The sequence below is a fragment of the Nocardioides sp. genome, assembly GCF_050246775.1.
Taxonomy (GTDB): Bacteria; Actinomycetota; Actinomycetes; order Propionibacteriales; family Nocardioidaceae; genus Nocardioides.
Map to the genome: position 1 here is coordinate 852,298 of NZ_JBFWVK010000001.1, position 11,761 is coordinate 864,058.

Here is an 11,761-nt window from a genome sequence, read left to right on the forward strand (position 1 = left end):
AGGCTCCACCCGTGCGTATTGCCCTTGCCACTGTCGCCTGCACCACCGCGGTGCTGACGCTGAGCTCGTGTGGTCTGACTGAGTCCAACGACCCGAAGACCGGCGCGGACGGGCCGATCACCGTGACCTCCACCGCCGACGGCTGCGAGGTGTCCACCACCGAGGTCGGCTCCGGCAACGTGGTGTTCAAGGTGAAGAACGCCGGCGACCAGGTCACCGAGTTCTACTTCTACGGCGAGGACGGCCTGCGGATCGTCGGCGAGGTCGAGAACGTCGGCCCCGGGCTGACTCGCGACCTCGTGGTGAAGGCGGCGCCCGGCAAGTACATCACCTCCTGCCGCCCGGGCATGACCGGCGAGGGGATCCGCAGCGACTTCACCGTCACCGACTCCGGCGACGACGACGCCATCGAAGGCGTGGACCAGGCGACCATCGACCAGGCCACCGCGCAGTACGCCGCCTACGTGAAGGACCAGTCCTCCCAGCTGGTCGACATGACCGCGCAGTTCCTGGCGGCCTACAAGGCCGGGGACGACGACAAGGCCCGCGAGCTGTTCCCCCTGGCCCGGGTGCACTGGGAGCGCATCGAGACGGTCGCGGAGTCCTTCGGCGACCTCGACCCGCTGACCGACGCCCGGGAGGCCGACCTCGAGCCCGGTCAGAAGTGGACCGGCTGGCACCGGATCGAGAAGGACCTGTGGCCGCCGGCGAAGGGCTACACCCCGCTGACCCCCAAGGAGCGCGTCACCTACGCCGACGACCTCCAGGGCAACATCGCCACCCTCGACGAGCGCGTCCAGGACCTCACCTACACGATCGACCAGATCGGCAACGGCTCCAAGGGCCTGCTCGACGAGGTCGCCACCGGCAAGATCACCGGCGAGGAGGACATCTGGTCGCACACCGACCTCTACGACTTCCAGGCCAACGTCGACGGTGCCCGGGTGGCCTATGAGGGCCTCAAGCCGCTGCTCGACATCAAGGACCCCGAGCTCTCGAAGCAGATCGAGGAGCGGTTCGCCGCCCTGCAGGTCCTGCTCGACCAATACCGTGTCGGTGCCGAGAAGTTCGTCTTCTACGACACCGTCTCCGAGGCGGAGCGCAAGAAGCTCTCCGACGCGGTCAACGCCCTGTCCGAACCCCTCTCGCAGCTGACTGGAGCCATCACCCTGTGAGCACAGCGTCACCGAAGTCCGGGATCTCACGCCGGCGACTCCTGGGAGTCGCCGGCGCCGGCGCGCTCACCGCAGGTGTCGGGGTCGGCGGCTTCAAGCTCACCACCGCCGACGCGGGGAAGTCCGAGGCCGGCGACCCGTCGTACGACTTCTACGGCACCCACCAGGCCGGCATCGTCACGCCCGCCCAGGATCGCCTGCACTTCGCCAGCTTCGACGTCATCACCGACTCCCGCGAAGATCTCGTCGCGCTGCTGCAGGCCTGGACCCAGGCCGCCGCGGAGATGACCGCCGGTACGCCGGTCGGGGGCGAGGAAGCAGCCCGCTCCTACGACAGTCCTCCAGCAGACACCGGCGAGGCCCTCGGCCTGAATGCGTCCGGCCTGACGCTCACCTTCGGCTTCGGTCCGACGCTGTTCGAGAAGGGCGGCCAGGACCGCTTCGGGCTCAAGGAACGCCAGCCGAAGGCGTTGCGCGAGCTGCCGCACTTCCCTGCCGACAACCTCGACCCGGCGCGCAGCAACGGGGACCTGTGCGTGCAGGCCTGCGCGCACGACCCGCAGGTGGCCGTCCACGCCATCCGCAACCTGGCCCGGTTGGGCTTCGGCACGGTCTCGATGCGCTGGGCACAACTCGGCTTCGGACGGACCTCCTCGACCACGACCAGCCAGAGCACCCCGCGCAACCTCCTCGGCTTCAAGGACGGCACCGCCAACGTCAAGGCGGAGGAGACCGACGACCTCGACTCGTTCGTGTGGGTCGGTGAAGACGACGACCCCCGGGCGACGTGGCTGAGCGGCGGCTCCTACCTGGTCGCGCGACGCATCAACATGCACATCGAGACCTGGGACCGCACGAGCCTGCGCGAGCAGGAGAACCTGGTCGGCCGGGACCGGCCCGAGGGCGCCCCGCTGTCCGGTGGCACCGAGTTCACCGAACCGGACTTCGATCTGCAGGGCAGCGACGGCCCGCTGATGGCCGTCGACTCCCACGTCCGGCTGGCGCACCCGAGCACCAACAACGGCACCCGGCTGTTCCGACGCGGCTACAACTTCACCGACGGCAGCGACGCGCTGGGCCGCCTGGATGCAGGGCTGTTCTTCATCGCGTTCGTCCGCGACCCCGACACCCACTACATCCCGATGCAGAACCAGCTGTCCTCCCAGGACGGGCTGATGGAGTATCTGCAGCACACCGGCTCCGGCCTGTTCGCGGTGCCGCCCGGCATCGCCGAGGGATCCTGGATCGGCGAGGCCCTGTTCGCCTGAACGTTCAGGTGATCGTCTCGAACCGGATTCCGGTCGCCTGGAGCCGGGCGGTGAGGTTCTCCCCCATCGCCACCGCCGTGGTCACCTGCCCGGAGGTCACGGGATTGGTGTCGTAGGCCAGGCACAGAGCCGACTCGGCCAGCATCTTGGCCGTCTCGGTGTAGCCCGGGTCTCCCCCGGAGACCTTGGTGTGCACGGTGCGTCCCTCGGACTCCCCGATGAAGTCGACCGAGAACCAGGACTTCTTGCGTCGTGCCTCATCGGGCCCCTCCCCCTGGGGGACCCGCTTGAGCAGTGCCCGCCGCAGCGGTGGCACCTGCGCAGCGGCGAACAGCCCGGCGACCGAGACGACCGCGCCCGCGGCGACGGGCAACCGGCGTACGCCGGCGAAGTGGGAGTAGCGGAACGACGGACCGTACGCCGCCAGCGCGGCGCCGGAGCGCGCCACGACCTGCGGGTCGATGGTCGGCAGCGGCAGCAGCCAGAGCCCCAGGTCCGGGTCCTTGTGCGGCTTGCCGGAGACCGCTCGTGAGGACCGCCCTTCGGGGCGCGGCTCGACCTTCAGCCGTTGGCGGAAGGTCTGCTGTCCCTGCTTGACCCTCGAGAAGGCCCCGAGCGCGGAGTGGAAGGTGCCGCCCGAGAACGTGCCGCTGGCCCGGACCACACCACGCAGGGTGACCGGCCCGGTGGGGGCGAGGTGGGTGATGGCGTGCAGGGCGCCGAGGTCGTGTGGGATGGAGTCGAACCCGCAGGCGTGCACCAGCCGGGCCCCCGAGGACACCGCGGTGGCGTGATGGGCCAGGTACATCCGGTCCACGAACTCCGGCTCCCCGGTCAGGTCGACGTAGTCCGTGCCGTGGGCCGCACAGGCGGCGACCAGCGGTTCGCCGTACTGCAGGTAGGGCCCGACCGTCGTGATCACCACCCGGGATCGCGCCGCCACGGCGTCCAGGGTTGCCGGGTCGGTGGTGTCGGCGTGCAGCAGCTCCATGACCTCCAGCCGCGGATCGATGGCCGCCAGGGAGTTGCGAACCGCCTCGAGCTTGCTCGGCGTGCGGCCCGCGAGGGCCCAGCGGAGGTTGGCCGGGGCATGGCGGGCGAGGTACGCCGCGGTCAGGGCGCCGGTGAAGCCGGTCGCCCCGAAGACGACCAGGTCGAAGTCACGTTGCTTGCTCATGACCTGAGTCTCCCCCATGCACCGACGTAGGCTTGTTGCCATGTGCCGCAACATCCGACCGCTGAACAACTTCGAGCCGCCAGCCACCGGTGACGAGGTCACGGCCGCTGCACTGCAATATGTGCGCAAGGTCAGTGGGACCGCCAAGCCGTCCCAGGCCAACCAGGCCGCCTTCGACCGGGCGGTGGCCGAGATCGCCCATGTCACCGCACACCTGCTCGACGACCTCGTCACGACGGCCCCGCCCAAGGACCGCGCCGTCGAGGCCGCGAAGGCTCGAGCCCGAGCCCAGGCGAGATACGCGTAGTGGTCCAGGCGAGCATCGAGGACGCCCTCGCCCTCATCGCGGACCGACCGCTGGTCGTCCTCACGGGCGCCGGGCTCTCCACGGACTCCGGCATCCCGGACTATCGCGGACCCAACGCGCCATCGCGCCGTCCCATGACCTACCAGGAGTTCATGTCGGGTCCGCTGCCGCGGCAGCGCTACTGGGCGCGCAGCCACCTCGGCTGGGGTCGGATGCGGCGTGCCGACCCGAACGCCGGCCACCGCTCGCTCGCGGAGCTCAGCGGCATCGACCTCCTCATCACCCAGAACGTCGACGGCCTGCACGAGCAGGCCGGCCAGCCCGAGCTCGTGGCGCTGCACGGGCGCATCGCCGACGTCATCTGCATGACGTGTCGCACGAGCACGACGCGCGCCGCCCTCGAGCATCGCCTGGCCGAGCTCAACCCGTCGTACGCCGAGCGGCACCCCGAGGTCGCCGAGCGCCCCGACGGCGACGTGGAGCTCGACGACACCGCCGACTTCGTCGTCGCCGACTGCTCGGCCTGCGGGGGCATCCTGAAGCCTGATCTGGTGTTCTTCGGGGAGAACGTCCCCGCGCCCCGCGTCGAGCGCTGCTATGCAGCCGTCGACGCGCTGGCCGCCCGCGACGGCGTCCTGCTGGTGGTGGGGTCCTCGCTCACCGTGATGAGCGGGCTGCGGTTCCCCAGACGGGCCGCTCGCAACGGCACTCCGGTGGTGATCGTGAATCGGGGAGCCACCCGCGGCGACGAGCTGGCCGCCATCAAGCTGGAGGTGGGCTGCAGCGAGTTCCTCACCGTGCTGACCGCGAGCCGGTCGATCACCGCACCCGCCGCGATCTAGCGCGTGTAGACACCTTCGGGCGTCTCCAGCTCGACCGGGCCGCCGTCGTCGGACAGCGTGATGGTCCGGTCCCCGAACCGGACGCGATGCTCGACGATGTCGACCCTGCGAGGCTCCTCCCCGTGCCGGCCGGCCCGCCACGAGCCCCTCCGGCCGTACCACCAGAGGGTCGCGTCGTCGTCCTCCACGAAGTAGTCCGTCGTGTAGTCCCCGCCCAGCCTCCAGGTCAACGCGGAGGCGTTGGTGCCGTCCATGGAATAGGTCTCGTCGACGTAGATCAGGACCAGCTCCCCACCCGGACCGTCGAAGGGGATCGCGTCGCCGGGCACCATGCCCAGCCAGGTCCGGCCCGGCTCGTCAGGAGGCGGCGGCGTGGAGGAGCAGCCGGTCAGCAGGAGGACGAGCAGGGCGACGGCCAGCTTCACGACGCCATCATCGCAGGGAACCGCGCCGGGTCGCCCGGACGCGGTCGCGCCTCAGAGGCGGCGTACGAAGATGTGCTCAGCGGCCTCGGTGTCGATCTCGGCGGTCTCGCCGCCCGAACCGATCAGGACCCCCTCGGCCGTGCGCGCGATCGTGACGGTCTTGTCGGGCGTCGCACCGACCCGTCGCAACGCACTCATCAGGGGCTCGTCCTTCTGCATCTCCTCGGAGATGCGGCGCACCAGGACCCGCGACTGCTCGCCCGTGGCAGCGGAGGCGAGCGACTCGACCCCGTCCATGAAGCGTTCGCCGACCTCATGGGCACCGAGCTCGTCGAGGCCCGGGATGGGGTTGCCGTAGGGCGACTCGGTGGGGTGGTCCAGGAGCTCGAGGAGTCGCCGCTCCACGGTCTCGGACATCACGTGCTCCCAGCGGCAGGCCTCCTCGTGCACCAGCTCCCAGTCCAGGCCGATCACGTCGATGAGCAACCGTTCGGCGAGCCGGTGCTTGCGCATCACCCGGGTCGCGAGCCGATGGCCCTCCTCGGTGAGCTGCAGGTGGCGATCACCTTCGACGGTCAGCAGACCATCGCGCTCCATCCGCGCCACGGTCTGGCTCACGGTGGGTCCGCTCTGGTGCAGCCGCTCGGCGATGCGGGCGCGCAGCGGCGTGATGCCCTCCTCCACCAGCTCGTAGATGGTGCGCAGGTACATCTCGGTGGTGTCGATGAGATCGCTCACCGGCCCATTCTTACCTATCGAGGGTCACGCTGGCAGAGTGGAGGGTGATGCCTTCACACAACGCTCCTGGCAACGCCGTCATGTGGTTTCGCCGCGACCTCCGCCTCGGGGACAACCCGGCTCTGCTCGAGGCCTGCTCGGCCGACGGGGTGCTGCCGTTGTTCGTGCTGGATCCGGCCCTGTGGGATCCCGCCGGGGCGCCCCGCCGGGCCTACCTCGCTGCCTCCCTCCACGCCCTGGACACCTCGCTGCACCGCCACCACGCCTCACTGTCGGTGCTCCACGGCGATCCTGTGGAGATGGTCGTCCGAGCCGCCCGCACCGTCGGCGCCGGGCAGGTGCACATCGCGGCCGACTACGGCCCCTACGGCCACCGACGCGACGCGGCCGTCGAGGAGGCGCTGGGCGAGCACGGCATCGACCTGGTGCGGACCGGATCCCCCTACGCCGTGGCCCCGGGGCGGGTGTTCAACGGTTCCGGGCAGCCCTACAAGGTCTACACCCCGTTCTCCAAGGCCTGGATGGAGCACGGCTGGCGGGCGCCCGTCGACCCACCCGCAGGAGCCCATTGGCTCTCCCTCGACGAGACCGTCGCGATCCCGGTCGTCGAGGTCCCCGACGGACTCGAGCTCCCCGATGCCGGCGAGGCAAGCGCCCGGGCCCGCTGGGAGGCCTACCTGACCGACGGTCTCGACGACCACGACACCGGGCGCGACCGCCCCGACCAGGACCGCACCTCGCGGATGTCGGTGCATCTGAAGTGGGGTGAGATCCACCCCCGCACGATGCTGGCCGATCTGGCCTCGAGGCGGAGCAGGGCGGCCGCGACCTACCGCAAGGAGCTGGCCTGGCGCGAGTTCTACGCCGACGTGCTGTTCCACCACCCCCAGAGCGCGAGGGAGTACCTGCGACCCGAGTTCGCGGCCATGACGTACGACGAGCCGGGCGCGGCGCTCGACGCCTGGCGGGAGGGCCGCACCGGCTACCCGATCGTCGACGCCGGGATGCGCCAGCTGCGAGCCACCGGCTGGATGCACAACCGGGTCCGGATGATCGTGGCGAGCTTCCTGGTCAAGGACCTCCACCTGGAGTGGCAGCACGGCGCCCGCCACTTCATGGGGTGGCTGGTCGACGGTGACCTGGCGTCCAACCAGCACGGCTGGCAGTGGACGGCCGGGTGCGGCACCGACGCGGCGCCGTACTTCCGCGTCTTCAACCCGACCTCGCAGGGCCGCAAGTTCGACCCGCAGGGCACCTACGTCCGACGCTGGGTTCCGGAGTTGGCCGACGTACAGGACCCGCACGAGCCCGGTCCCGTGGGCGACTACCCGGCCCCGATCGTCGTACACGCCGAGGAGCGGCTGGAGGCACTGGCCAGATGGGAGCAGATCCGATGAGCGCAGAGGTGACGGGCCGGTTGCTGGTGCCGAGCCGGTTCCGGGGACCCGCAAGATCCGGCAACGGTGGCTGGACCGCGGGGTCGCTGGCCGCCCTGATCCAGGGGTGCCCCAGTGACCATGGTGACAACTGGCCGGTGGTCCAGGTGACGCTGCGCAAACCACCGCCACTCGATGTCGAGCTCCCGGTGACCAGCACGGCCACCAGCGCCAGCTCGGAGGTCGGGGAGGCCGTGGTGGTCGACCGCGAACCGCACATCGTGGATGGAGTCAGCGAGGCGGACGCAAGGGCGGCGCAGGCGACGTACCCGGGACTCACCTCCCATCCGTTCCCCACCTGTTTCGCCTGCGGCACCGGGCGTGAGCCGGGCGACGGGCTGCGGATCTTCCCCGGCCGGGTCGCCGATGCCCCGGACGGCAGTCAGCGGGTGGCAGCGACCTGGACGCCGGACCCGAGTGTCGAGGAGGACTTCCACGAGTACGTCGACGCCGTGCCGCGGGCCTCGCTGCCGGTGACCTGGGCGGCGCTGGACTGCGTGGGCGGCTGGGCCGGCGACCTCACGGATCGGCTCATGGTCCTGGGCCGCATGACCGCCCTGGTCGATGCCCTGCCCGCGATCGGCGAGACCCACGTCGTGGTGGGTCAGCGCCTCGGCAGCGAGGGGCGCAAGACGTTCACGGCGGCCACGTTGTACGACGCCGACGAGCGGATCGTGGCACGCGCCGAGCACACCTGGATCGCGGTGGACCCCGCCGCTTTCAATGGCTGAGGGACCTGTGGAATCATGAACGCCATGTCGAATTTTAACGATCCAAAGTGGTGGCGCCAAGCGGTCGTCTACCAGATCTACATCCGCTCCTTCGCCGACGGCGACGGCCAGGGCCTGGGCGACATGGCCGGCATCACCGCGCGGCTTCCCCACCTGGCGGAGCTGGGCGTCGACGCGATCTGGCTCACGCCGTTCTACACCTCGCCGCAGCACGACCACGGCTACGACGTGGCCGACTACCTCGACGTGGATCCGCGATTCGGCACCCTGGACGACTTCGACACCATGCTGGGTGCCGCCCACGACCTGGGCATCAGAGTCATCGTGGACATCGTGCCCAACCACAGCTCCGACGAGCACGTCTGGTTCCAAGCCGCCCTTGAGGCAGCACCAGGCAGCGCCGAGCGCGCCCGCTACCTCTTCCGCGACGGCCGTGGGACCGACGGAGAGCTGCCTCCCAACAACTGGCAGTCCATCTTCGGCGGCCCGGCGTGGACCCGGGTGCCGGACGGACAGTGGTACCTGCACCTCTTCGACCGGACCCAGCCCGACTTCGACTGGCGCAACCCCGAGGTCGGCGACATGTTCGAGGACGTCCTGCGCTTCTGGCTCGACCGTGGCGTCGACGGGTTCCGGATCGACGTGGCGCACGGCCTGTTCAAGGAGGCCACGCTGCGCGACCAGGTCATCACCGAGGTGCCCGAGCACAGCGCCGACTCGGCGATGGTCGAGCGCCAGCAGGCCGACGAGCCGATGTGGGACCAACCCGAGGTGCACGACGTCTACCGTCGCTGGCACAAGATCCTGGAGTCCTACCCGGGTGACCGGATGGCCGTCGCCGAGGCCTGGACCTCCACCGCCGCCTCCATGGCCCGCTTCATCCGACCCGACGAGCTGCAGCAGACCTTCAACTTCAACTGGCTGCTGGCGCCCTGGTCGGCGGAGTCGTTCGCCGAGGTCATCACCGACACGCTGTCCCACGTGGCGATCGTCGGGGCCACCCCGACCTGGGTGCTCAGCAACCACGACGTCGTACGGCACGCCACTCGCTACGGCGGCGGGCCGGTCGGGGTCGCGCGCGCCCGCGCCGCGACCATGGCGATGCTCGCCCTGCCCGGCTCGGCGTACCTCTACCAGGGCGAGGAGCTCGGCCTGGAGCAGGTCGAGGTTCCGCAGGAGTTCTGGCAGGATCCCAGTGCCCTGACCACAGGCGTCGAGGGCCGCGACGGCTGCCGGGTGCCGATCCCGTGGAGCGGCCAGGTGCCTCCCTTCGGGTTCGGCCCCGGCAGCGGCCAGCCGTGGCTTCCACAGCCGCCGCACTGGGACGAGCTCACCGTGGAGGCGCAGGCAGCCGACCCGAGCTCGACCCTGTCGTTCTATCGACGCGCGCTCGCCGTACGCCGCGAAGCCGCCTTGCGGGCCGGTGACGAGGTCACGATCATCTCGAGCGACGACGATGTCCTGGTCTTCAGCCGCGGCGACCTGGTGTGCCATGTCAACTGCGGCTCCACCCCGGTCACCGTGCCGGCCGGTGAGGTGCTGCTGTGCAGCGGCGACATCCCAGGAGCACCCGACACGGCCACCTGGCTGCGCTGAGGCTCAGTCCAGGCTGCGGTTGTAGCGCGACAGGGCGGCGACGAACGCCTCGAGCTCGTCGTCGTCCCAGTCGGCCAGCTTCTCTTCGAGGTTGCTGCGCCGCTGCTCGGCCATCACGGCCAGCCGGTCCCGCCCGTGCGTCGTGACCTGCAGCAGGCTCGCCCGTCCGTCCTCGGGGTCGGGCTCGCGACCGATGAGGCCGAGGTCGACCAGGTGCTGGACGTGGCGACTGATCGCGCCCTTGTCGATCCCCAGGGAGTCCACGACGTCGGCGGAGCGGGCCGGCCCGGCGTCCCCGAGGTAGCTCAACACGAGGAAGCCGGCGATCTGGAGCTCGGGGTCGACGGCCCGGGCGCGCTCGACGATGACCCGCCGGATGCGCCGGACCATGACGCCCATCTCCTGCTCGAGGGCCTGCAGGGTCTCGACCTTGTGACTGACGGAGGTGTTCACCGGACCTGCCCCTGCGTCGCGGCCTCGGCCAGCTCCTGGTCACTGAGCAGGGTGGTGCGCAACGGCACCTCCTTGATCAGCAGGACGCAGACCAGGGCGACCAGGGCGAAGGGTGTCACCACCAGGAACACGTGGCCGGTGGCGACCCCGAAGGCTTCCTCGAAGACCGCGCGGACCGGGCCCGGCAGCGTGCTGAGATCGGGGATCGAGTGGCTGCTCTGGCTGTCGACCGGCACCCCGAGGGCGGCCAGGCCGCTCGACACCTTCGCTGCGACCTGGTGGCTCAGCACCGCACCGAGCGCGGACACACCGAGGGCGCCACCCATCGATCGGAAGAAGGCGACCAGGGCACTGGCTGACCCCATGTCTGCCTGGGCCGCGTTGTTCTGCACCGCCAGGACCAGGTTCTGCATCGTGGCCCCCAGCCCCAGTCCGAGCACGGCCATGAACAGCCCGACGACGGCCAGGTTGGTGTGGGCGTCGATGGTGCTCAGCAGCACCATGCCGACGATCACCAGCACCATGCCGCTGACCAGGAACTTCTTCCATCGGCCGGTGTCGGAGATGATCCGCCCGGTGACGATGCTGGAGACCAGCAGGCCGCCGACCATGGCGATCGACATCAGGCCGGCGTGGGTCGGGCTCATGCCGCGGGCGAGCTGGAAGTACTGGCTCAGGTAGACCGTGGAGCCGAACATCGACAGCCCGATCATGATCGACGCGGCGGTCGCCAGGCTCGTCGTACGGTCCTTGAAGAGGCGCAGCGGGATGATCGGCTCGCGGGCCACGTAGCCCTCGACGTACACGGTGGCGGCGAGGAGCACGATCCCGAGCCCGACCAGTGCAGCACTGACGGGTGAGACCCACGCGAAGTCGTTGCCGGCCAGCGAGACCCAGATGAGCAGGATCGAGACGCCACTCATCAGCAGGGTGGCGCCCAGGTAGTCGATGTGCACCTCACGCCGGATCACCGGGAGGTGCAGGGTCTTCTGGAGCACCCCGAAGGCTAGTACGGCGACAGGGATGCCCACGAAGAAGCACCAGCGCCAGCCGAGGCCCGGGGTGTCCACGATCAGGCCGCCGATGAGCGGTCCGCTGACGGTGGCCAGAGCGAAGACCGCGCCGAGGTAGCCGGAGTAGCGGCCTCGCTCGCGCGGTGTCACCATGCTGGCGATGACGACCTGGACCAGGGCGGTGAGGCCGCCGACGCCGAGGCCCTGGATGGCTCGGGCGCCGATCAGCACGCCCATCGAGCTGGCGAAGCCGGCGATGAGAGAGCCGACGACATAGATCGCGAGGGCCGTCTGCACCAGGAGCTTCTTGCTGAAGAGGTCCGCGAGCTTGCCCCAGATGGGCGTGGTGGCGGTCATGGTCAGCAGGGTGGCGACGATCACCCAGGTGTAGCCGGTCTGGCTGCCGTGGAGATCGGCGACGATGCTGGGCAGCGCGTTGGACACGACGGTGCTCGACAGCATGGCGACGAAGAGGGCGAGCAGCAGCCCCGAGAGGGCCTCGAGGATCTCGCGGTGGGACATCGGCGCCCCGAGGCTCGGTGGTGTCTGGGCGACGCCGGCTCGGGAGGTGGGCCCAGGTGTGGGCACGGTGGTGGTCAC

The 11,761-nt window shown here is 70.1% G+C and carries 12 protein-coding genes; 7 read left to right on the forward strand and 5 right to left on the reverse strand.

Annotated features, from left to right (window positions below; all coding sequences use genetic code 11):
• Window positions 1-11 precede the first annotated feature (11 nt).
• Together efeO and efeB are read left to right on the forward strand one after the other, a co-directional pair.
• Window positions 12-1,175, forward strand: coding sequence for an iron uptake system protein EfeO (gene efeO, locus AB7I40_RS04110; protein WP_428343772.1), 1,164 nt, complete (start codon window positions 12-14; stop codon window positions 1,173-1,175).
• The gene (gene efeB / locus AB7I40_RS04115; protein ID WP_428343773.1) at window positions 1,172-2,443 is read left to right on the forward strand and encodes an iron uptake transporter deferrochelatase/peroxidase subunit; all 1,272 of its coding nucleotides are present in this window, start codon (window positions 1,172-1,174) and stop codon (window positions 2,441-2,443) included. Before efeO ends, efeB begins: the two co-directional genes overlap by 4 nt.
• 4 nt (window positions 2,444-2,447) lie before the next feature.
• On the opposite strand, the gene AB7I40_RS04120 is transcribed toward efeB, so the two are convergent.
• A complete protein-coding gene (locus AB7I40_RS04120) occupies window positions 2,448-3,620 on the reverse strand; it encodes a saccharopine dehydrogenase family protein (protein WP_428343774.1) in 1,173 nt (390 codons plus the stop codon).
• Between the two features lie 40 nt (window positions 3,621-3,660).
• Here AB7I40_RS04120 and AB7I40_RS04125 point away from each other — a divergent pair, with 40 nt between their 5' ends.
• The gene (locus AB7I40_RS04125; RefSeq protein ID WP_428343775.1) at window positions 3,661-3,927 is read left to right on the forward strand and encodes a DUF2277 domain-containing protein; all 267 of its coding nucleotides are present in this window, start codon (window positions 3,661-3,663) and stop codon (window positions 3,925-3,927) included.
• The gene (locus AB7I40_RS04130) at window positions 3,927-4,769 is read left to right on the forward strand and encodes a Sir2 family NAD-dependent protein deacetylase (protein ID WP_428343776.1); all 843 of its coding nucleotides are present in this window, start codon (window positions 3,927-3,929) and stop codon (window positions 4,767-4,769) included. Before AB7I40_RS04125 ends, AB7I40_RS04130 begins: the two co-directional genes overlap by 1 nt.
• Here AB7I40_RS04130 and AB7I40_RS04135 read toward each other — a convergent pair.
• Window positions 4,766-5,194: a hypothetical protein gene (locus AB7I40_RS04135; RefSeq protein WP_428343777.1), complete on the reverse strand. Its 429-nt coding sequence runs from the start codon at window positions 5,192-5,194 to the stop codon at window positions 4,766-4,768. The genes AB7I40_RS04130 and AB7I40_RS04135 overlap by 4 nt on opposite strands.
• A gap of 51 nt (window positions 5,195-5,245) precedes the next feature.
• Window positions 5,246-5,932, reverse strand: coding sequence for a metal-dependent transcriptional regulator (locus AB7I40_RS04140; protein WP_428343778.1), 687 nt, complete (start codon window positions 5,930-5,932; stop codon window positions 5,246-5,248).
• Between the two features lie 47 nt (window positions 5,933-5,979).
• On the opposite strand from AB7I40_RS04140, the gene AB7I40_RS04145 reads away from it, so the two are divergent.
• Genes AB7I40_RS04145 through AB7I40_RS04155 form a run of 3 tightly spaced genes read left to right on the forward strand, consistent with a single transcriptional unit; the run spans window position 5,980 to window position 9,695 of the window.
• Window positions 5,980-7,329, forward strand: a complete 1,350-nt coding sequence (locus AB7I40_RS04145) for a cryptochrome/photolyase family protein (RefSeq protein ID WP_428343779.1) — start codon at window positions 5,980-5,982, stop codon at window positions 7,327-7,329.
• The gene (locus AB7I40_RS04150) at window positions 7,326-8,099 is read left to right on the forward strand and encodes a hypothetical protein (protein ID WP_428343780.1); all 774 of its coding nucleotides are present in this window, start codon (window positions 7,326-7,328) and stop codon (window positions 8,097-8,099) included. Before AB7I40_RS04145 ends, AB7I40_RS04150 begins: the two co-directional genes overlap by 4 nt.
• A 24-nt stretch (window positions 8,100-8,123) precedes the next feature.
• Complete coding sequence (locus tag AB7I40_RS04155) at window positions 8,124-9,695, forward strand: glycoside hydrolase family 13 protein (protein WP_428343781.1); 1,572 nt, start codon at window positions 8,124-8,126, stop codon at window positions 9,693-9,695.
• 3 nt (window positions 9,696-9,698) lie between these two features.
• Here the strand turns inward: AB7I40_RS04155 and AB7I40_RS04160 are convergent, their stop codons facing one another.
• Together AB7I40_RS04160 and AB7I40_RS04165 are read right to left on the reverse strand one after the other, a co-directional pair.
• Window positions 9,699-10,148, reverse strand: coding sequence for a MarR family winged helix-turn-helix transcriptional regulator (locus AB7I40_RS04160; protein ID WP_428343782.1), 450 nt, complete (start codon window positions 10,146-10,148; stop codon window positions 9,699-9,701).
• Window positions 10,145-11,761, reverse strand: coding sequence for an MDR family MFS transporter (locus tag AB7I40_RS04165; protein ID WP_428343783.1), 1,617 nt, complete (start codon window positions 11,759-11,761; stop codon window positions 10,145-10,147). The genes AB7I40_RS04160 and AB7I40_RS04165 overlap by 4 nt, the downstream gene beginning before the upstream one ends.